Genomic DNA, 21,525 nt, shown 5'->3' with positions numbered 1-21,525 from the left:
GGCCCGCGTCATTCCTTGATGATCACCGGGTCGCCGATGTTGACCCGGTCGAAGTACCACTCCGCGTCGGTGGGACTCAGGCCGATACAGCCGTGGCTGACGTTCTCCAGCCCCAGGGAACGAAGCGCCCAGGGTGCGGAGTGGACGTAGAGTCCGCGCCGGGTGATGCGCACCGCATGCTCGACCTCGAAGCGGTAGCCCTCGGCGGAGTCGATCGGGACCCCCACGCTGCTGGAGTCCATCAGGACTTTGCGGTCCTTGCCCAGCACGGTGTAATTGCCCGTCGGCGTCTCGTACTCGGTCTTGCCCATGGTGGCCGGCATGACACCGTCTTCGCCCCAGTGCGGGCGGTGATGCGGCGTGGGCAGCGGGCCGGCCTCGTCGCCGTCGCCGTCGACCGTCACGGTGAAGGTGTGTGCCGAGATGCTGGCGACGCCCACCACCTTTGCGCCCGTGCTGAAGTCGACGGAGAGCTTGCCGACCGACAGTGCCACGGCGCTGTGCGCCGGCCAGTAGTGATCGGGAATCCACTGCACCTCGGTGTCGTCGACCCAGTCAAACGTTCCGGTCATCGGCGGGGTGGACCGCACCGCGATGGTGCGCTCGACGGCCCGGCGGTCGATCACCGGCGCGGCGAAGGTCACCACGACCGGGTGTGCCACGCCGACGACAGCACCCGACGCCGGCTGGATCGATGCGATCCCCGCGCCGGGCGGCTGGCTGGCCGCGGCCGAACTCGTTCCGGGCGGCGTCACGAGCGTTGTGACCGCGACCCCGATCACCACCATTGCTGAGCGCACCGATGTCCACATCGTCGGCATACCTTCCCGATCTTGTAACTAGTTATCGCCGTTGATGGTAGGGAGATTCGCGCCCGAAAGCCTCGCGCACATGCCCACGAGTCGGTCAAGGCTTCATTAAGGTTTGGACACGGACCGCGTGCGGCGGTGTCAGCAGCAACGCGCCCCAGGGTCGCCGTCGTGACGGCGCCGCCAGTATTCGCGCTCGGAGAGCACCGGCTCGCCGGGATGAGCGCGCCGGCGGTACTCCAGGTAGCGGTGGTAGTGGTTGTCGCCCAACAGCGATGCCCAGTACCAGCCGATGTGGCGCGCGGCCCGCGCTAGTCCGCGCAGCGGGCGTCCCATTGCGCCTGCACCTTTCGTTCGGCCGATGTCGGGATCAGCCCGGCAGGCGCGAAACGCTTCGACGGCACTGGCGGCGGCTCGGCGGTCGACGCTGTTCCGCGAACGGCCCGTATCGACACCACGATTCCGGCTATGACCACCACCGCCACCACGGACGCGAACACAATCGACAAGGTGCCCTGGATGAACGTGTTGCGGACGACATCGTGCAACTGCGACGCGTTGGCCGCCGATCCGAACGATGTCTCGCCGGCTCGTTCGGCGGTTCGATAGGCGAAATGCTGCGTCCAGTAGCCCACCCGCGGATCGCCGGAGAAGATCTTCTGCCACGAGGCCGTCATGGTGACCGTCAGATCCCACAGCAGCGGAACGCCGGGGATCAGCGCCCATTTCAGGCCGCGGTTGCCCCGGCCCTTCTTAACCACGATCACCGTCACCACCGTCAGCGCGATCGCGGCCAGCAACTGGTTGGCGATACCGAACAACGGGAAAAGGGTGTTGATCCCGCCGAGCGGATCGGTGACGCCCATCAACAGGATCGAACCCCACCCCGCGACTACGGCCAGACTGCACACCCACGCCCCGATCCGCCAACTCGGGTTGGCCAGCCGGCGCAGCGGTCCACCCAAGTTGCTCAGCGCGTCGGAGAGCATGAACCGAGCCACCCGGGTGCCGGCGTCGACGGTGGTCAGGATGAACAGTGCCTCGAACATGATCGCGAAGTGGTACCAGAAGGCCTTGAGGCCCGGTCCGCCGAACACGCGCCCCAAAACGTCGGCCATTCCCAGCGCCAGGGTGGGGGCCCCGCCGGTGCGCGACACGATCGACTGTTCGCCGACCGCGGTGGCGGCCTCGGTGATCTGGTCGGCGGTCACCGGGGACCCGCCGAGCCCGAGTCCGTTGACGTAGGCGGCGGCACTGGAGGCCGTACCGCCGGTTGCGGCGACTGGTGCATTGAGGGTGAAGAACAGGTGCTGGTCCAGGATCGACGCGGTGATCAGCGCCATCACCGCCACGAAGGACTCGGTGAGCATGCCGCCGTAGCCGATCAGCCGCATCTGGCTCTCTTTTTCGAGCAGCTTCGGGGTGGTGCCCGAGGCGATCAGCGAATGAAATCCCGACAGCGCGCCGCACGCGATCGTGATGAACAGGAACGGGAACAGCGACCCGGCGAACACCGGTCCTTCGCCGGTGCGGGCGAACTCCGAGACGGCCGGCGCGGCCATCAGCGGCCGGGCGATCAGGATGCCGACGGCCAGCAGGACGATGGTGCCGACCTTCATGAACGTCGACAGGTAGTCCCGTGGCGCCAGCAGCAACCACACCGGCAGCACCGAGGCGGCGAAACCGTAGCCGATGATGCACCAGGACAACGTCATCGGGGACAACGTGAACCACGAGACACCCCAAGAGGTTTCGGCGACCCACTTGCCCGAAGCGACAGCGGCCAGCAGCGCGACGATTCCGATCAGGGACACCTCGGACACCCGGCCTGGCCGCAGGAACCGCAGATAGATCCCCATGAACAGGGCGATCGGAATCGTCATCGCGATGGAGAACACCCCCCAGGGGCTGACCGCCAATGCTCGCACCACGATCAGTGCCAGCACCGCGATCAGGATCACCATGATGACCAGCACGCCGATGATCGCGGCCGCACCGCCGACGACGCCCAGCTCTTCGCGGGCCATCTGTCCCAAGGAGCGACCCCGTCGGCGCACCGAGCACCACAGCACCAGGTAGTCCTGCACGCAGCCGGCCACCACTGCGCCGATGATGATCCAGATGGTGCCCGGCAGGTAACCCATCTGGGTGGCCAGCACCGGGCCGACCAGCGGGCCTGCGCCGGCGATTGCGGCGAAATGGTGGCCGAAGAGCACCCGCCGATCGGTCGGCAGATAGTCGGTGCCGTCCTCGAAGATCTCCGCGGGCGTGGCGTGGTCGTCGCGCGGGCGCACGATCTTGCGCTCGATAAACCGTGCGTAGAACCGGAATCCGATGATGTAGGTACACACCGCGGCGATGACGAACCACACCGCGTTCACCGACTCGCCGCGGGCGAATGCGATCGATGCCCACGCCACCGCCCCCGCGACCGCGACCGCACCGAACACCATTTTGTGCCGTGCCGAGATGGGCGAGCTGTCGATGACCGCCACCGCGGGCAGCTCCGGGTCGGTGTGCACATACGTCAGCGGCCCGTCGTGTCGCTCGACTACCTCTGGCGCCGTCGGTGCGGCCACGGGTACCTCCTTAGCGCCTGCCTGATGCCCGAGGGGCAGCGGATTCCGAGCGGAACGATAACTTGTCCTAGATTCTCAACTACTAGCTTTCCCGCAATGGTGGCGAAGGGATGTGCATGGACATCAACGGCAAGAAGGTCATCATCGTTGGTGGTGCCTCCGGAATGGGCCGCGCCACCGCGGAGCTGCTGGCTGCCGGCGGGGCGGACGTCGCAGTGCTCGACCGGGAGGGCTCGGAGGGCAAAGAGGTAGCCGCCGGTCTAAAGGGTGGGGCCGGTGCCTTCTACCCGGTGGACATCACCGACTTCGACGCCACCGAGAAGACCCTGGCCGCGGCGGTCGAGGGCCTGGGCGGGTTGCACGTCATCGTCACCACGGCCGGCGGGGGTATCGCCAAGCGCACTCTGTCCAAGTCCGGTCCGCACGACCTGGAGTCCTTCCGTGCGGTGATCGACCTGAACCTGATCGCCACGTTCAACATCAACCGGCTGGCCGCCGCGCACATGGCCACCAACGAGCCCGAGGACGAGGAACGTGGCGTCATCATCAACACGGCTTCCATCGCGGCCTTCGAGGGCCAGATCGGCCAAGTCGCCTACACCGCCGCCAAGGCGGGCGTGGCCGGCATGGCCCTGACCATGGCGCGCGACCTCGGGTCGGTGGGCATCCGGGCGCTGGCGATCGCGCCGAGCCTGTTCGCCACCGGCCTGACCAAGGGCATCCCCGAGGAGTTCGCCAGCGCCCTGACCAAGGACGCGGCGTTCCCCAAGCGCCTCGGCCGCCCCGAGGAGTTCGCCAAGTTGGTTGCCGCCGTCGTGGACAACCCCATGCTTAACGGACAATGCCTGCGACTCGACGCCGGGCAGCGGTTCGCCCCCAAGTAAACGAAAACCAGGAGATATCCCATGGGCATTGGACTGACCGACGACCACCGCGAACTTGCCGAGGTGGCCCGCGGATTTTTGACCGCACAGCAGGCCCGCTCGGCGGCCCGTGCGCTGCTGGACGCTGCCGAGGAGGCTCGGCCACCGTTCTGGGCCGAGCTGGCCTCCCTGGGCTGGCTGGGACTGCATATCGGCGAGGAACATGGCGGCTCCGGTTTCGGGCTGCCCGAGTTGGTGGTGGTGATCGAGGAGCTGGGCCGCGCGGTGGCCCCGGGTCCGTTCGTTCCGACCGTCATCGCCTCGGCGGTGATCGCCGCCGCCGGCACCCCCGAGCAGCAGGCCCGCTTGCTACCCGGACTGATCGACGGTTCGGTGACCGCCGGGGTGGGGCTGGCCGGCGACCTAGTCCTGGACGGCGGCGTGGCTTCCGGTGACGCCGGGGTGGTGCTGGGCGCGGGCCTGGCCGACCTGCTGCTGGTGGCTGCCGGTGAGGACGTGCTGGTGCTCGAGCGGGACCGCGCCGGGGTCAACGTCGACGTGCCCGGCAACCTCGACCCGACCCGCCGGTCCGGGCGCGTGACGCTGACCGGTGTCGGAGTCAGCACCGACGACATCCTGGCCGGAGGGCGCGAGTCGGCGCTGGCGCGCGCCCGCGTGCTGCTGGCCGCCGAAGCCGTCGGCGGCGCGGCCGACTGCACCGATTCGGCCGTCGAGTACGCCAAGGTGCGCGAACAGTTCGGCCGCACCATCGCCACGTTCCAGGCCATCAAGCACCACTGCGCCAACATGTTGGTCGGCGCCGAGTCGGCCATCGCCGCGGTGTGGGATGCCGCCCGGGCTGACGGCGAGGACGAGTTCGCCTTCCGGTTGGCTGCCGCGGTGGCTGCCACGCTGGCGTTCCCCGCCTACGTGCGTAACGCCGAGCTCAATATCCAGGTGCACGGCGGTATCGGCTACACCTGGGAGCACGACGCCCACCTGCAGCTGCGCCGGGCCTTGACGGTGCAGGCGTTGTTCGGCGGCGACGCACCGGCACTGGCCGTCTTCGAGAGCGCCGCGGCCGGCATCACCCGGGCCAACAGCCTGGACCTGCCGCCCGAGGCCGAGGAGCTGCGCACCCGAATCCACGCCGACGCCGCCGAGATCGCGGCGCTGGCCGCCGAAGACCAGCTGGACAAGCTGATCGCGACCGGTTACGTGATGCCGCACTGGCCCAAGCCGTGGGGGCGGGCCGCCGACGCCGTCGAGCAGCTGGTGATCGAGCAGGAGTTCAGTGCGGCCGGCATCCAGCGGCCCGACTACTCGATCACCGGCTGGGTGATCCTGACGCTGATTCAGCAGGGCACCGACTGGCAGATCGAACGATTCGTGGAGAAGGCGCTGCGCCAGGAGGAGATCTGGTGCCAGCTGTTCTCCGAGCCCGCCGCGGGCTCGGATGCGGCCGCGGTCAAGACCAAGGCAACCCGGGTCGAGGGTGGTTGGCAGATCAACGGCCAGAAGGTGTGGACCTCCGGTGCGCATCTGTGCCGGCGCGGCCTGGCCACGGTGCGCACCGATTTCGACGTCCCCAAGCACGCCGGCATCACCATGGTGATCATCGACATGAAGGCACCGGGCGTCGAAGTGCGGCCGTTGCGACAGATCACCGGCGGGTCGGAGTTCAACGAGGTGTTCTTCAACGACGTCTTCGTGCCCGATGAGGACGTCGTCGGCGAGGTCAACGAGGGCTGGAAGGTAGCCCGTGCCACCTTGGGCAATGAGCGGGTCAGCATCGGCGGTGGCGGCTCTTACACCGCCGGGGTCGACCAGCGGCTGATCGCATTGGCTCAGCAGCACCGGCATTCGGTGGCGGACGCCGAGGTGCGGATCGGCCGGTTCGTCGCCGACGAGCACGCGTTGCGGCTGCTGAACCTGCGCCGGGTGGCGCGCAGCATCGCCGGCGCCGGCCCCGGACCGGAGGGCAACGTCACCAAACTCAAGCTCGCCGAGCACATGGGTGACGGTGCGGCCATCGGTGCGGCGTTGCTGGGTCCGGACGTCGCCCTGGACGACGGGCCGGGCGCAATGGCCGGCCGGATGGTGATGGGGGCGCGTGGCATCGCGATCGCCGGCGGCACCTCGGAGGTGACCCGCAACCAGATCGCCGAGCGAATTCTGGGGATGCCCCGCGACCCGCTGATCAAGTAGCGTTTCTCACGGCGCCAGGGTGCGTGTACCCCCGCTTGCGGGGGAGCGTGTTTGCACAGCGACACGCCGAGTGCAGCGGCATTCTGCGCACCCTGGACCGCGGTGAGGAGAACGCGAGATGGCAACTGTCGCAGACCATGTCATAGCCACCCTTAAACACAGTGGGGTGCAGCGCATCTTCGGGATACCCGGCGACAGTCTCAACGGGCTCACCGATGCGATCCGCCGTGACGGCGAGGTCAGCTGGGAACAGGTGCGTCACGAGGAGACCGCTGCGTTCGCGGCCGCCGCGGAGGCGGCGCTGCGCGGTGGTTTGGCGGTGTGCGCCGGTAGTTGCGGACCCGGCAACCTGCACCTGATCAACGGACTGTTCGACGCCCAGCGCAGCCGGGTGCCGGTGCTGGCGATCGCTGCCCACATCCCGCTGGCCGAGGTCGGCTCCGACTACTTCCAGGAAACCCATCCGCAGAACCTGTTTCGCGAGTGCAGTGTCTACTGCGAGTTGGTCAGCACCCCCGAACAGGCACCGCGCATCCTGGAGCTGGCCATGCGAGCGGCGGTGGAGGAGAACGGCGTCGCCGTCGTGGTGGTGCCGGGCGAGATCTTCGGCCACCGTCTCGACGAGACCGCCTGGGGGGCGCGTCCGGTGCGACCCACCGGATCGGTGTGCCACCCCGACGAGCAGGGACTGCGGGCAGCCGCGGCCATGCTCAACGCTGCCGCCCACGTCACCATTTTGGCCGGTGCGGGGGTCGCCGGCGCCCATGATCAGGTGATGGAGCTGGCGCACACCTTGGCGGCGCCGATCGTGCACGCGTTACGCGGCAAGGAGCACATCGAGTACGACAATCCCTACGACGTAGGTATGACGGGACTGCTCGGTTTTGCGTCCGGCTACAAGGCGATTCGGGAAGCCGACGTGTTGCTGATGCTCGGTACCGACTTTCCCTACCAGCAGTTCTATCCCGATCGTGCGCAGATCATTCAAGTCGATATTCGCGGTCGACACCTGGGCCGACGCGCCCCGATCGATCTCGGGTTGCTCGGCACGGTCGCCGACACCGTTGCCGCGTTGCAGCCATTGCTGGCGAGCAAGAACGACCGCAGCCACCTGGAAAGGTCGCGCAAGCACTACCGCAAGACCCGCGAGCGACTCGACTCGCTGGCGTCCAATGATCGAGACCGCACTCCGATTCGCCCCGAATATGTTGCTGCGGTTGTTAATCGGTTGGCTTCAGATGACGCGGTGTTCACCGTCGACGTCGGTTCCCCGGTGGTATGGGCGGCGCGCTACGTAACCATGAACGGACGACGGCGATTGATCGGGTCGTTCAACCACGGCACCATGGCATGCGCGCTGCCACACGCGATCGGTGCCCAGTCCGTCGACCGGAAGCGCCAGGTCGTCGCATTGGCCGGCGACGGTGGGCTGGCGATGCTGTTCGGAGAGTTGCTCACGCTGACGCAGAATCGCTTGCCGGTCAAGGTGATCGTGTTCAACAATTCGTCGCTGAATTTCGTCGAACTGGAGATGAAGGCCGCAGGCATCGTCAACTTCGGTACCGAGTTGGACAATCCGGACTTCGGCGCCGTCGCCACCGCTCTGGGCATGTTTGGCCGCCGGGTGGAGCATCCGGCCGACTTGGAAGCGGCGCTGACCGAGGCGTTAGCCTACGACGGACCGGCCGTCGTCGACGTCGTCACCGCCCGCCAGGAGCTGTCGATCCCACCGGCCATCACCGCTGAACAGGCCAAAGGCTTCTCGCTCTATGCGATCCGGACCATCCTGGCCGGTCGCAGCGACGAACTGCTGGACCTGGTGACCACCAACGTGGCCCGCCGCATCTTGAATTGATATCGATCTCGACGCCAGTCCATAAATACCTTGCACGGCCAACAGACGCGCCGCTAGCCTTGGTGACATCATGCGTTCTCTAGTCGTAGTAGCCGGCACCCGCAGCGGGGTCTGATCCAGACCGACCCCCCGCTGTGGGTCGGAAGCTACTCCCGTCGGTCGCTCTCTTCGAGCAGAAAAGACCGCATCATGGCAAGTACATCGTTCGCAGACCGATTCGACACCCGACTCCCGCGTGAACTACGCGACCAGGGCGCCAGGCTCAGCTGGGATGGCTTCGTGGCTGCTTATGGTCACGCCACCGGGCCGCTGCGGGTTGGGCGCTGGCGCTGCCTGGACGCCGACCGGCCCGCGGCACGGCTCGGGTTACAGGGCCGGACCTACCAGGCGACGATCGCGATCGGGGAGCGGACCGGAACCTGCACCACAGCGGCGCACGGCCCGCTGGCCGCGCTCACCGAAATGCTCTATGAGCGCGGAATCACCTTGGAGATACTCGGGTTTCACCAGCTCGGCTGCGGAGCCGAGACGGCGACGTTCATCCACGGCTCCAACGGCCGCGCGACGGCCTGGGCGGTGGGCTTTGGCTCCGATGCCGGGTGTTCGGTCGTGGACGCCGTGGTTACGTGTGTCAATCGGCTGTTGACGGCGGCGTGAGCGCGAGCAGTCGCAAAATCGCACGTGGGCGGGCTAAATCGTGCGATTCTGCGTCTGCTCGGCGTGGAAACTAGGCCGGCGCGTGACTGGGCCGGCGCGCGGCTTAGAGCCGGCGCAAGACGATCGGCATCCCGTCCATCGGGATGGGCATGCCGCCGTAGTCCCAGCGCGGCGTGTAGTCCGGGTGTGACAACTCGATCCGGTACTGGCGGAGCAGCCGGTGCAACACCGTCTTGACCTCCAGGCGGCCGAACACCATCCCGATGCACTTGTGCGCCCCGCCACCGAACGGCGCCCAGGCGTAGCGGTGCTTCTTGTGCTCGGCCCGCGGCTCGAGGAACCGCTCCGGGTCGAACTGACGCGGGTTGGTGTACAGCTCGGGCAGCCAGTGGTTCATGCCCGGCCAGGTGACCACGTTGGTGCCGGCCGGCACGTAGTGGCCCAGCAGATCGGTGTCGCGCACGGTCTGGCGCATGTTGAACGGCAGCGGCGTCACCAGCCGCAGCGACTCGTCCATCACCAGGTCGAGGGTTTCCAGCTTCTCCAGCGACTCGATGTCCAGCGGGCTGTCGCCCAGGCGCGTCGACTCGTCACGTGCCCGGTCCTGCCACTCCGGGTGTGCGGCCAAGTGGTAGATCATCGTGGTCACCGTCGAGGTGGTGGTGTCGTGGGCGGCCATCATCAAGAAGATCATGTGGTTGACGATGTCGGCGTCGGAGAAGCTGTTTCCGTCCTCGTCGGCGGTGTGACAGAGCACGGTCAGCATGTCGGTGCCCTCGGCCTTACGACGCTCCTTGACCCGCTCGACGAAGTAGTCCTCGAGCAGCTTGCGGCCCTGCAGGCCCTGCCACCACTTGAACGGCGGAATTCCGGTGCGGATGATCGCGCCGCCGGCCCGAGTGGTCTGCTCGAATGCGCGGTTGACCTTGGTGACCAGCTGGTGGTCGCTGCCCGGCTCGTGGCCCATGAAGACCACCGAGGCGACGTCGAGGGTCAGTTCCTTCATTGCCGGGTACACCAGGAAACGGCCGTCGTCGGTGGGCCAGTCGGCCACGATCGCCGAAGCCACCCGATCGATGTCCTCGACGTAGCTGGCCAGCCGCGGCCGGGTGAAGGCGGACTGCATGATCCGCCGGTGGCCCATGTGCTCGTCGAAGTCCAGCATCATCAGGCCGCGGTTGAAGAACGGCCCGATGACCGGGAGCCAGCCTTTCTGCGAGTAGTCCTTGTTCTTGTTGGTGAAGATCGTCTGGGTGGCGTCGGGCCCCAGCGCGACGATCGACGGCAGGATGGGCGAATCGGCGAACGTGATCGGGCCCCGGGTGTTGTAGAGGTGCAGCGGGAAGTCCGGTCCCTGGCGGAACATCTCGACGATGTGACCCAGCAGCGGCAGTCCCGAGTCACCGACGATGGGCTTCAAGTCGCTGCCCGGCGGCGGAGCGGCCAGCGTCCGCTGTGGCCAGTCGACCGTCATCAGCCGCTTTTCCAGCAAACCCATTCCGGGGATGGTGTTCACGGTCGGGATGAACCGGCGTTTTGCCTGGTCGATCAGGTAACGCGGGGTGCTGATCGTGGTCACAGACGCTCCTCTAAATACCCGGACAGGTTGTGGTAACCGTCACTCGGCCCTAATCCTTGGAGTAAGTTTGACGCCTGTCAAGTTTGAATCCGGCGCGGCGTGGTGCAAGGTGCAAAGGTGAATAGCGAGGTTGACGAGGGTGGCCGGTCTGCCGACGATCTGCCGTTGCGGCGGGGCGACAAGCAACGTCAGGCGATTGTTCAGGCGGTTCGGGAACTGCTGGAGGAGAAACCCTTCGCGGAACTATCGGTCAGCACCATCAGCGACCGGGCCGGAGTGGCGCGCTCAGGGTTCTATTTCTACTTCGACTCCAAATACGCTGTGCTCGCCCACATCCTGGCGGAGGCCACCCACGAGCTCGAAGAGCTGACCCACTATTTCGCGCCGCGGGGCGCCGACGAGTCGACGGAGGCATTCGCCCAGCGCATGGTGGGCAGTGCGGCCGCGGTCTACGCCCACAACGATCCGGTGATGTCGGCGTGCAACCTGGCGCGCAACAGTGACGCCGAGATCCGGGAGTTGCTCGACGCTCAGATCGATGCGGTGATCGACCAGATCGTCGGCATCGTCAATGACGAGCTCACCGCGGGGACCGCGAACCCGATCAGCGACGACATCCCTGCGCTGGTGCGGACCCTGGGCGCCACCACGGCCTACATGCTTTCCGGAGACAGCGCCTTCGTGGGGCCCAGCGGTGATGTCAGTCGTGGGGTGCAGGTGCTCGAGGCGTTGTGGCGCAACGCGCTGTGGGGCGGCCGCAAAGGCTAGCTCCGGGCGGAGCGGGGCGTCGCCAGCAGCTCAATAGGGGATTGAATCATCGGTGCGCGGTACCGCCGGTATCGTCTGCACCCATGACACGCGTAGCGCAGTACTACCGGGGCAAACGGTGCTTCATCACCGGAGCGGCAAGCGGGATCGGACGGGCCACCGCATTGCGGCTGGCCGAGCATGGTGCCGAGCTGTACCTGACCGACCGCAACGCCGAGGGCCTGGCTGAAACCGTCGCCGACGCACGTGCCCTGGGCGCGCTGGTACCCGAGCACCGGGTGGTCGACATCGCCGACTACGACGATGTCGCCGCCTTCGCCGCCGACATCCATGAGCACCATGAGCCGATGGACGTCGTGATGAACATTGCCGGAGTGTCGGCATGGGGGACGGTCGACCGCTTGAGCCACCAGCAGTGGCGAAAGATGGTCGACATCAACCTGATGGGCCCGATCCACGTCATCGAATCGTTCTTGCCGCAGATGGTCGCCGCCGGCCGCGGCGGGCGCCTGGTCAATGTGTCCTCGGCAGCCGGAATCGTCGCATTGCCCTGGCACGCGGCCTATTCCGCCAGCAAGTACGGCCTGCGTGGCGTGTCGGAGGTGCTGCGCTTCGACCTGGCCCGGCACCGCATCGGGGTGTCGGTGGTGGTTCCGGGCGCGGTCAAGACCGGGCTGGTGCACACCGTCGAGATCGCCGGCGTGGACCGCGACGACCCGCAGGTGGAGAAATGGGTGGGGCGTTTTGCCGGCCACGCTGTGTCGCCGGAGAAGGCGGCGGACAAGATCCTGGCCGGGGTAGCCCGCAACCGCTACCTGGTCTACACCTCCGGGGACATCCGGGCGCTGTATGCGTTCAAGCGGCTGGCCTGGCTGCCCTACAGCGTGGCCATGCGTCAGGCCAACGTGCTGTTCAGCCGGGCGCTGCGGCCGTCGCGGGATTCGTTGCGCAGTTCCTGAGCCGCCGGAGAGGTCAACGGCTGCCCCAGTCCCACGCCGGGGTATTGAGCAGGCCCAGACCGGCGACCCGCGTCTCGCCGAAGTCTTTGTAGACCTCGATCTCTGCGGTGTCGTGGCGATCGGCTTCGGCGACCGGCACAGCGGCCAGCAGTTCGGGCATGGTGCGCGCGTGGGTGACCACCACAACCTGGGTTCGGGTGGCGGCCGCCCGGATGAGCTCGGCCAGCGGTGCCACCAAATCGGGGTGCAGGGACGTCTCCGGCTCGTTGAGCACCATCAGCGACGGTGGCTGTGGGCTCAGCAGGGCGGCGGCCCACAACAGGAAGCGCAGGGTGCCGTCGGACAATTCGGCGGCACGCAACGGGCGCAGCATGCCCCGTTGACGCAGTTGCAGGTCGAACATGCCGTCGTGCGAGCTGACCGACAGCGTCGCGCCGTCGAATGCGGCCGCGACCGCACGGTCCAGCTGGTCGTCGCCGGACTCGACGATGGTCTGCACCGCCGCAGCCAGATCGACGCCGTCGCCGGCGAGTACCGGTGTGCGGGTACCGACCTGTGGCCGTCGCACCGGTGCCCCGGCATCCACCCGGAAGCCATCGTAGAAGCGCCAGTCCCGCAGCCGGTCGCGGACCGCGGCCAGTTCCGGATGCGAACCGGGGTGGGCGAATTCGGCGAGCACGCTGCGATAGGTGGGCAGGGTCCGCGACAGTTCCTCGACACCGGAATCCGTGCTGGCCTGCGCGAAAGCCCGGGTGCGGCTCACCAGGGTGGCGCCGCGCCGCGGCACCGGTCCGGCGAACACGATCTCCCGCTTGATCTCCGGATCGTGGGCGAACGCCGACGCCTGCGCGGGGTCCTGTGGCAGTCCCAGATCGACCAGGTAGCCGAAATCGTCAGAGGCGAAACCCATCTCCAGCGAGACCGGTCGGGTGCGCACGCTGCCCTGGGCGGTTCCGCTGCGGCGTGCTTCGCCGAGCTGTTCGGGGCCGGCCCACAGCACCGACTCCAGGCCGCCCTCGCGAGCCAGTGAGCCGATCACCTCGCCGCGCCCGCAGTCGGCCAACAGTCGTAGTGCCCGATACAGCGACGACTTGCCGGTGCCGTTGGCCCCGGTCACGACCGTCAGGGGATTCAGCGGCAGCACCAGATCGCGCAGCGAGCGGTAACCCCGTACGGCCAGCGTCGACAGCATGCCCGGCAGGTTATCGGGTGCGTCCGACGTAGTGGGTGTCGTGAGCAACCTGCGGCCTCAGTGCTATCACAGCGGCGGCGGGCGGCGCGCCCCGATCGCCGCCGGCCGGGGCGTCGGGAATGCGCCACCGCACCTTCACCGCCTACAGCATCGCCGGGTCCGTGGCTTGTGGTGCGGGCGTTCCTTTGCTGGGGTATCTGCTGGGTGGCATCGGGTTCGTCCGCGCTCACCTGGACCTGGTTTCGCTGGCGGTCATCGCAGTCTCGCTGGTCCCGGTGCTGCTGGGTGCTGTGGGCGGTCATCTGCGGCGGCACAGCACGCGTCCGGCTCCGCTCAATGCCGTGAATCCGCCCGAACCGGTACCTGCCGGGATGCGCTGAGCCGCGGGCTGGAAGTCTTTGCTGGCCGGCGCTCGGCTGCTGCTTGCCTCACTCACTTGTCGGCGCCGACTGGTAGACCTGCGGTTATGAGCAGAGAGACGTTCGAATGTGAGCTGCGACACGCCGATGCGGACGGTGTCGCAAGCTTACGACCAGCGAATTTCAACAATGTCGTTCAGAACATCTAGTATTAACCCCGAGGGATGACCACTAGGTGTAGTGTTCGGGGGACCGACAGGCCCGGGATCTTCCAGTTATCCGGGCCGCGGCAACCGGCACCTATTCGGTGCTCTGCCACGGCTGCGGAGCTGGAGAACCGAAAGTCCTGGCGGCCCGCTGAACGTAGTGCCCGATCCGTCATCCGCTCGTTTGTCGACGATTCGCTGAGGAGCCTGCCGCCATGAGCATCACTGTCTACACCAAGCCCGCGTGCGTGCAGTGCAACGCCACCTACAAGGCGTTGGACAAGCAGGGCATCGCTTACGAGAAGGTCGACATCTCGCTGGACCCCGACGCCCGTGACTACGTCATGGCGCTGGGCTACCTACAGGCCCCGGTCGTGGTCGCCGGCGACGAGCACTGGTCGGGATTCCGGCCGGACCGCATCAAGGCGCTGTCGCAGACCGCGCTGAGCGCCTAGAGCCGGTCGTCGGGTCGGGTACGGGTGGAGTCTGACTGAGAGCTGAAGGGGGTCGCCATGTCTGCGGATTCGGAATGCAGCCTGGTGTATTTCTCTTCGGTGTCGGAGAACACCCACCGCTTCGTGCAGAAGCTGGACGTCCCGGCCATCCGGATCCCACTGCACGGACGCATCGAGGTTGATCACCCCTATGTATTGGTCCTGCCGACCTACGGCGGCGGACGCCAGCAGCCCGATATGGACGACGGCGGCTACGTGCCGAAGCAGGTCATCGCCTTTTTGAACAACGAACACAATCGGGGACTGCTGCGCGGCGTGATCGCGGCCGGCAACACCAACTTCGGTGCGGAGTTCTGCTACGCGGGCAACGTGGTGTCCCGCAAGTGCGGAGTGCCGTACCTGTATCGATTCGAATTGATGGGAACCGACGAGGACGTACAAGCCGTCCGCGCGGGCTTGGCTGATTTCTGGAAGGACGAGGCATGCCACCAACCGCTGCAACTGCAGAGCAGGTAACCGCAACCACCCGCAGCGCTCCGGTGGGCGAGCTGGACTTCCACGCGCTCAACGCGATGCTCAATCTGTACGACGCCGACGGCAAGATCCAGTTCGACATGGATGTGCTGGCCGCTCGCCAGTACTTTTTGGAGCACGTCAATCAGAACACGGTGTTCTTCCACAATCAGGACGAGAAGCTCGACTACCTGATCGGCAAGGAATACTACGAGCGCGAGGTGCTCGACCAGTACTCGCGCAACTTCGTCAAGTCGCTACTGGATCGGGCCTACGCCAAGAAGTTTCGGTTCCCGACCTTCCTGGGGGCGTTCAAGTACTACACCTCCTACACCCTGAAAACCTTCGATGGCAAGCGCTACCTGGAGCGGTTCGAGGACCGGGTGTGCATGGTGGCGCTGACCCTGGCTGCCGGTGACACCAAGCTGGCCGAGCAACTCGTCGAGGAGATCATCGACGGCCGCTTCCAGCCCGCCACCCCGACGTTTTTGAACTCCGGCAAGAAGCAGCGCGGCGAGGCGGTCAGCTGCTTTTTGCTGCGCATCGAAGACAACATGGAGTCGATCGGCCGATCGATCAACTCTGCCCTGCAGCTGTCCAAGCGTGGCGGGGGAGTGGCGTTGCTGCTCAGCAACATTCGAGAGCATGGCGCCCCGATCAAGAACATTGAGAACCAGTCTTCCGGGGTCATCCCGATCATGAAGCTGCTGGAGGACTCGTTCTCCTACGCCAACCAGCTGGGTGCGCGTCAGGGTGCCGGTGCGGTGTACCTGCACGCCCACCACCCCGACATCTACCGCTTCCTGGACACCAAGCGGGAGAACGCCGACGAGAAGATCCGGATCAAGACGCTGAGCCTGGGCGTGGTGATCCCCGACATCACCTTCGAACTGGCGAAGAAGAACGAGGACATGTACCTGTTCTCGCCCTACGACGTCGAGAAGGTCTACGGCGTGCCGTTCGCCGACATCTCGGTCAGCGAGAAGTATTACGAGATGGTGGACAACGCGGCGATCCGCAAGACCAAGATCAAGGCGCGCGAGTTCTTCCAGACCCTGGCCGAGCTGCAGTTCGAATCCGGCTACCCGTACGTCATGTTCGAGGACACGGTGAACCGAGCGAACCCGATCGCCGGCAAGATCACCCACTCGAACCTGTGCTCGGAGATCCTGCAGGTCTCCACCCCGTCGGAGTTCAACGACGATTTGTCGTACGCCAAGGTGGGCAAGGACATCTCCTGCAACCTCGGCTCGCTCAACATTGCCAAGGCGATGGACTCGCCCGACTTCGGTCAGACCATCGAGGTCGCGATCCGGGCGCTGACCGCGGTGTCGGACCAGACCCACATCTGGTCGGTGCCGTCGATCGAGCAGGGCAACAACGAGTCGCACGCCATCGGGCTGGGCCAGATGAACCTGCACGGGTACCTGGCTCGGGAGCGGATCTTCTACGGTTCCGAAGAGGGCATCGACTTCACCAACATCTACTTCTACACCGTGCTGTATCACGCACTGCGCGCGTCGAATCGCCTTGCCCTGGAACGGGGTACGTCCTTCGTAGGTTTTGAGAATTCCAAGTACGCTTCCGGGGAGTTCTTCGACAAGTACACCGAGCAGGTGTGGGAGCCCAAGACGGAGCGGGTGCGTGAGCTGTTCGCCGAGGCCGGCATCCGGATTCCGGGCCAGGACGACTGGCGCCGGCTCAAGGAGTCGGTGCAGACCCACGGGATCTACAACCAGAACCTGCAGGCCGTTCCGCCGACCGGGTCGATCTCCTACATCAACCACTCGACGTCGTCGATCCACCCGATCGTGGCGCGGGTCGAGATCCGCAAGGAAGGCAAGATCGGTCGGGTCTACTACCCGGCGCCGTACATGACCAACGACAACCTGGAGTACTACCAGGACGCGTACGAGATCGGCTACGAGAAGATCATCGACACCTACGCTGCGGCCACCCAGCACGTGGACCAGGGGTTGAGTTTGACGCTGTTCTTCAAGGACACCGCGACCACGCGCGACGTCAACAAGGCGCAGATCTACGCCTGGCGCAAGGGAATCAAGACGCTGTACTACATCCGCCTGCGGCAGATGGCGCTGGAGGGTACTGAGGTGGAGGGTTGCGTCAGCTGCATGCTGTAGGCATGTTCTGAACGGGTCGCGGGCCAGGGAAACGACCCTTGGCCCGCTTCTTTTCCGGAGGGTCTGAGTGCCCCGGGTTCGGTGGTGTCGCCATACTTGGTTTCAGGCCACGGGTTGGGCGGAGGCCTGCGTGCATCGCGACCGCACTTGAACTTTCACACCGCCGAGTCAACTGAACTCGGGGCAGTCCCGAGTTTCTTCACTGGTATCAAGGGATGGCGCTGTGGCTCATGGTCGTTCTCCGGCGTCTTTCAGGAATGCGTCGACGACGGGCGCGAGTTCTGCTGCATTCTGCACCAGATCGATGTGTCCACCGGGGTGGAGGTGCATCCGGGAGTGTGGCAGCAACGTGTTCATGATGTGGGCGTTGACGACCGGGATGATCGGATCATCGGTACCCGCGACGATCAGGGTCTGCTGTCGAACCGCGGGCAGCGCGAACAGGCTGGTCCAGCACGCGCCCGCGAGCAATTGGTGCAGGTAACCAATTTTCGATCCGGCGCGCAGTTGGCGGACGAACAGTCGCGCCACATCCTCGCCGTGTGCGCGGACAGTGCCGCCATACAGCTCACCCGCAATGGAAGCAGCGTAGTTCGGATCGGAGAACCTGCGGGGGGTCAGCATCTTGGCCAGAATGTGTGGTCGCGCAGGCACCATTAAAGCGCCGGTGGCGGTGGCCACCAGAACCAGGCGGCGACAACGTCGCGGGTTCTGGAACGCGAACTGCTGCGCCAGCGCCCCGCCCCAGGACAGCCCAAGCACATCGACGACGCCGATGCCTAGCTTGGACAGCACCCGGCCCAGCACCCAAGCCAGGTACGGGAATCCGTAGGGTGCAATGGACGTCGGTGATCCGCCGGTGCCCGGCACGTCGAACCGGACCACCGTTGCGGCTGGATCCAGATGCTCGACCAGTGGTTCCAGCACTTCCAGGCTGGCGCCAACGCCGTTGCACAGTACCAGTGGCACCCCGGTGCCGTGCCGGATGTCGACGCGGATCCGCTGTCCACCAGCGGTGACGTAGCGGTCCTCGCCGATTGGTTTCGCGGACGTCATCGCTGCGTTCCTGGGGGCATGCATCCTATTTTTCCATCACATAGCTGCCCGGTGCCGGGCCAAGTGGCGGAAAATCCTCTCCGCCGAGCATCTTCGGCGCATCGACCTGCGGGCCGCTGCGCTGGGCGAGCCAGGCCACGTAATGCGGCCACCAGGAGTCGCTGGATTTTTCAGCGGTGTCCAACCATTGGCCGGGGTCTTCGGCGTCGACCGGGCCGGCGCGGTAGGACGCCTTGGGGTTGCCGGGCGGGTTGACCAGTGCGGCGATGTGGCCGCTGGTGGACAGCAGGTACGTGTTGTCCTTGCTGCCCAGCAGTCGGGCGCTGCGGTAGGTGGCCTGCCACGGTGAGATGTGGTCGGCGATGCCGCCGATGACGTAGGCGTCGGCGGTGATGCCCGACAGGTCCACCGGGCTGCCCAGCATGCTGACCGCACCTGGGGTGACCAACGCGTTGTGCAGGCCCATCAGCACCATGTCGCGGTGCAGCGCGGCAGTCATCCGGGTGGTGTCGGCGTTCCAGAACAACACGTCGAACGGTGCCGGCGGGCGGCCCTGCACATAGTTGTTCACCCAGTAGCGCCACACCAGGTCGGTGGGCCGCAGCCAGGCGAACATCTCTGCCATCGCCCGCCCGTCCAGATAGCCCTTCTTCGCCGAGCCGGCGATCGCGGCCTGCGCGGCACGATCGCTCATCGCCGCCGAGGCGAAGCCAGCCTTGGTCTCGTCGAGCACGGTGACCGCCAAGGTCAACCCGGCCACCTGGTTGCCCTCGCCAATGTGGGCCAGGTGTGCGGCGGTCATCGCGGCCAGGATGCCGCCCGAGCAGGTGGCCAACAGGTGGGCGTTGTCGGTTCCGGCGATGTTCTGGACGGCTCCCAGTGCCTCGATGATTGCGGCGCCGTAGGCGTCGAAACCCCAATCACGATGCCGGGCCTGTGGGTTACGCCAGGAGATGACGAACACCTGCTGACCCTGGGCGACAAAGTAGTCGATCATGGAACGCCCGGGTGCGATGTCGAGGATGTAGAACTTGTTGATCACCGGCGGCACCATCAGCAGCGGAATCGCACGCACCTCAGGGGTCTGCGGGGCGTACTGGATCAGCTCGAACATCGAGGTCTGAGCCACCACCGCGCCTTTGGTGACCGCGACGGTCTCACCCACCGCGAATGCGTCCGGTTCTACCATGGCCGGTACCCGGGGTTGCGACGCCATGTCGCGGGCGAAGGCTTTCAGCCCGCGAACCGCGCTCAATCCTCCGGTGTCGATCAGGGCTTTCCAGCCGAGCGGGCTGATCACCGGACTGTTGCTCGGCGCCAGGAATTCGACGATGTTGTCGGCGACGAAGCGCATCTTCTCGTTGTCACGCCAGTCCAGGTCGGCGTCGTCGAGTAACCCGCCGGTGGTCTCGGCGGCCGCCAGGTAGGTCTGCATGATCCGGTGCAGCAGTGGATTGTGTTGCCACGCCGGGTCGCTGAACCGCTTGTCGGCCCGGCCAGGGGCGCGTTGCGACCTGCCCGCGGCGATGCTGCCGAGCTCGCGGGCCAGCTTGGCAACGCGATCGGCCACCGCGCCGGGTTGCTTGGCAAGGCTGGCGCCGAACCGCGCCCAGGTGGCGTCGGGCAGCATCCGGCTCGCGAACGGTTTGGTGGCGCTGGTCAGCAACAGGTCCAGCGGGGCGGCGAGTTCGTCGGGTTTGGTCGTTGTAGTGGGCATGGTGATCAATTGCCCTCACTGGTCGGGATTTCGATGTCGCGTTTCTGGACCTTGCCGGTGGGGCCCTTGGGCAGCTCCTCGATCATCCAGACTTTGCGGGGATACTTGTAGGCGGCCACCCGCGCCTTGACAAAGTCGCGCAGCTCATCGGGGTCCACACTCGACCCTTCTTTCAAGACGACCGCCGCGCCGACGTCTTCACCGAGAGAGTCGTGCGGGATCCCGACAACGGCGGCCTCAGCCACCGCCGGATGCTCGTAGAGGACCTCTTCGATCTCCCGGGGATAGACGTTGTAGCCACCGCGGATGATCAGGTCCTTGGTACGGTCGGCGATGTAGAAGTAGCCGTCCTCGTCGACGCGTCCCACATCACCGGTGGACAGCCAACCGGAAGCGCTGATCGTGGTCGCCGTGGCTTCCGGCAGGTTCCAGTAGCCCTTCATCACGTTGTGGCCGCGGATCTGTATCTCACCCAACTCGCCTTGCGGCACTTCGACGCCGTCGAGATTCATCACCCGCATCTGTACACCTTCGACCGGAGTTCCGATGGAACCGGCCTTTCGTGGGCGGTGCGGATGATTGAACGAGGCCACCGGAGAACTCTCGGAGAGCCCATAGCCCTCCAAAACCATGCAGCCGAAGTTCTTCTCGAAGTCGGTGAGGGTCTGCACCGGAAGCGCCGCCCCGCCCGACACGCAGGTCCGCAAACTGCGAATCGCGTCCGGCGTGAACTCGCCTGCCACGCTCAACAGCGCCGAATACATGGTCGGCACCCCCTCGAACACGGTGACGGCGTCGCGCTCGATCACTTCGAGTGCCTTGCGGGGGTCAAACCGCGGGATCAGCGTCAACATCGCCCCAGCGAGCACTGCGGAATTCAGCCCGCAAGTCAGACCGAACACGTGAAACAGCGGCAGGCAGCCCATCACTACGTCATCCGGTCCGATCTCGATGAGGGTGCGAGCGCAGACATCGGCGTTGCGGCCGAGATTGCCATGGGTGAGCATGGCTCCCTTGGGCCTGCCCGTGGTTCCCGAGGTGTGCAGGATGACTGCGACGTCGTCGTCGGCGCGGTCTGTCGGGGCGTCCTGCTCGGGCAGGTCGGCGATGAGGCCGACCAAACCGGCGTCGTCGACGACCCAACACTGCGCGTCCACCTGCGCTGCGCCCGCACTGGCCTCCCCGGCGAACGCCGGAGTGGCAAACAGAGCCTTAGCGCCGCTGTTAGAGAGATAGAACTGGACTTCGCGAGCCTTGAGCAGCGGATTCATCGGGACCGCGATGGCTCCGCGGTACATGATGCCGTAGTACGCAATGGCATAAGCCGGTGTGTTGGGCAGCATCAGGCCGACCGGATCACCGGGGTCGATACCCGCCTTCCCAAGCAGCGTGGCGACGCGGGCGGCCGCGGCATGGAACCCGGCGAAGGTGAATTTCACCTCGTCGCAGCGCAGCGCGATGCGGTCTGGATGACGGTCTGCGGCCGCGATGAGGGTGGTGCTCAAACTGGTCATGGTGGGCTCTCCGGGAGTGTGCCGATGGTCACTGCTTCAAAGCGTGCTCCGGGCGACGGTGCCGCACAATGTGGGTCCGACCAACCATGTGGCTA

General features: G+C 66.1%; 18 protein-coding genes. 10 read left to right on the top strand and 8 right to left on the bottom strand.

Annotated features, from left to right (window positions below; all coding sequences use genetic code 11):
• Positions 1-8: 8 nt before the first annotated feature.
• The 3 genes from NM962_01040 to NM962_01030 form a co-directional block, all read right to left on the bottom strand.
• Positions 9-812, bottom strand: a complete 804-nt coding sequence (locus NM962_01040; protein ID UVO12783.1) for a L,D-transpeptidase — start codon at positions 810-812, stop codon at positions 9-11.
• 138 nt (positions 813-950) lie between these two features.
• Positions 951-1,145 (bottom strand): YbdD/YjiX family protein, encoded by a 195-nt coding sequence (locus NM962_01035; GenBank protein ID UVO12782.1) that lies wholly within the window; start codon positions 1,143-1,145, stop codon positions 951-953.
• Positions 1,121-3,388, bottom strand: a complete 2,268-nt coding sequence (locus tag NM962_01030) for a carbon starvation protein A (protein UVO12781.1) — start codon at positions 3,386-3,388, stop codon at positions 1,121-1,123. Before NM962_01030 ends, NM962_01035 begins: the two co-directional genes overlap by 25 nt.
• A 116-nt stretch (positions 3,389-3,504) precedes the next feature.
• On the opposite strand from NM962_01030, the gene NM962_01025 reads away from it, so the two are divergent.
• The 4 genes from NM962_01025 to NM962_01010 all read left to right on the top strand — a co-directional run bounded on the left by NM962_01025 (position 3,505) and on the right by NM962_01010 (position 8,971).
• Positions 3,505-4,272 carry an SDR family NAD(P)-dependent oxidoreductase gene (locus NM962_01025; protein UVO12780.1) on the top strand — a complete coding sequence of 256 codons (768 nt, stop codon included), beginning with the start codon at positions 3,505-3,507 and terminating at the stop codon, positions 4,270-4,272.
• Between the two features lie 21 nt (positions 4,273-4,293).
• Complete coding sequence (locus tag NM962_01020) at positions 4,294-6,459, top strand: acyl-CoA dehydrogenase (GenBank protein ID UVO12779.1); 2,166 nt, start codon at positions 4,294-4,296, stop codon at positions 6,457-6,459.
• Between the two features lie 118 nt (positions 6,460-6,577).
• Positions 6,578-8,314, top strand: coding sequence for a ubiquinone-dependent pyruvate dehydrogenase (poxB, locus tag NM962_01015; protein ID UVO12778.1), 1,737 nt, complete (start codon positions 6,578-6,580; stop codon positions 8,312-8,314).
• Between the two features lie 189 nt (positions 8,315-8,503).
• Positions 8,504-8,971, top strand: coding sequence for a homocitrate synthase (locus NM962_01010; GenBank protein ID UVO12777.1), 468 nt, complete (start codon positions 8,504-8,506; stop codon positions 8,969-8,971).
• A 103-nt stretch (positions 8,972-9,074) separates the two neighbouring features.
• Here NM962_01010 and NM962_01005 read toward each other — a convergent pair whose 3' ends face one another.
• Positions 9,075-10,550: a cytochrome P450 gene (locus NM962_01005; GenBank protein UVO12776.1), complete on the bottom strand. Its 1,476-nt coding sequence runs from the start codon at positions 10,548-10,550 to the stop codon at positions 9,075-9,077.
• 117 nt (positions 10,551-10,667) lie between these two features.
• On the opposite strand from NM962_01005, the gene NM962_01000 reads away from it, so the two are divergent.
• Together NM962_01000 and NM962_00995 are read left to right on the top strand one after the other, a co-directional pair.
• The gene (locus NM962_01000) at positions 10,668-11,318 is read left to right on the top strand and encodes a TetR/AcrR family transcriptional regulator (protein UVO12775.1); all 651 of its coding nucleotides are present in this window, start codon (positions 10,668-10,670) and stop codon (positions 11,316-11,318) included.
• An 83-nt stretch (positions 11,319-11,401) separates the two neighbouring features.
• Positions 11,402-12,277 (top strand): SDR family oxidoreductase, encoded by an 876-nt coding sequence (locus NM962_00995; GenBank protein UVO12774.1) that lies wholly within the window; start codon positions 11,402-11,404, stop codon positions 12,275-12,277.
• A gap of 13 nt (positions 12,278-12,290) precedes the next feature.
• Here NM962_00995 and NM962_00990 read toward each other — a convergent pair whose 3' ends face one another.
• Positions 12,291-13,469 (bottom strand): AAA family ATPase, encoded by a 1,179-nt coding sequence (locus NM962_00990; GenBank protein ID UVO12773.1) that lies wholly within the window; start codon positions 13,467-13,469, stop codon positions 12,291-12,293.
• A 119-nt stretch (positions 13,470-13,588) separates the two neighbouring features.
• Between NM962_00990 and NM962_00985 the strand changes: the two genes are divergently transcribed.
• The 4 genes from NM962_00985 to nrdE all read left to right on the top strand — a co-directional run bounded on the left by NM962_00985 (position 13,589) and on the right by nrdE (position 17,143).
• Positions 13,589-13,849, top strand: coding sequence for a hypothetical protein (locus NM962_00985; protein UVO12772.1), 261 nt, complete (start codon positions 13,589-13,591; stop codon positions 13,847-13,849).
• 400 nt (positions 13,850-14,249) lie between these two features.
• A complete protein-coding gene (locus NM962_00980) occupies positions 14,250-14,489 on the top strand; it encodes a redoxin NrdH (protein UVO12771.1) in 240 nt (79 codons plus the stop codon).
• Between the two features lie 57 nt (positions 14,490-14,546).
• Complete coding sequence (gene nrdI, locus NM962_00975; GenBank protein ID UVO12770.1) at positions 14,547-15,005, top strand: class Ib ribonucleoside-diphosphate reductase assembly flavoprotein NrdI; 459 nt, start codon at positions 14,547-14,549, stop codon at positions 15,003-15,005.
• Complete coding sequence (nrdE, locus tag NM962_00970) at positions 14,972-17,143, top strand: class 1b ribonucleoside-diphosphate reductase subunit alpha (protein ID UVO12769.1); 2,172 nt, start codon at positions 14,972-14,974, stop codon at positions 17,141-17,143. Before nrdI ends, nrdE begins: the two co-directional genes overlap by 34 nt.
• A gap of 228 nt (positions 17,144-17,371) precedes the next feature.
• On the opposite strand, the gene phaZ is transcribed toward nrdE, so the two are convergent.
• Genes phaZ through NM962_00955 form a run of 3 tightly spaced genes read right to left on the bottom strand, consistent with a single transcriptional unit; the run spans position 17,372 to position 21,430 of the window.
• Positions 17,372-18,199, bottom strand: coding sequence for a poly(3-hydroxyalkanoate) depolymerase (gene phaZ, locus NM962_00965; protein UVO12768.1), 828 nt, complete (start codon positions 18,197-18,199; stop codon positions 17,372-17,374).
• Between the two features lie 25 nt (positions 18,200-18,224).
• Complete coding sequence (locus NM962_00960) at positions 18,225-19,916, bottom strand: alpha/beta fold hydrolase (GenBank protein ID UVO12767.1); 1,692 nt, start codon at positions 19,914-19,916, stop codon at positions 18,225-18,227.
• Positions 19,917-19,921: 5 nt separating this feature from the next.
• A complete protein-coding gene (locus tag NM962_00955) occupies positions 19,922-21,430 on the bottom strand; it encodes a long-chain fatty acid--CoA ligase (protein UVO12766.1) in 1,509 nt (502 codons plus the stop codon).
• Positions 21,431-21,525: the final 95 nt, after the last annotated feature.

It is taken from the genome of Mycobacterium sp. SVM_VP21 (assembly GCA_024758765.1).
Lineage (GTDB): Bacteria > Actinomycetota > Actinomycetes > Mycobacteriales > Mycobacteriaceae > Mycobacterium > Mycobacterium heraklionense_C.
This window is presented reverse-complemented; position numbering and strand designations above follow the sequence as displayed.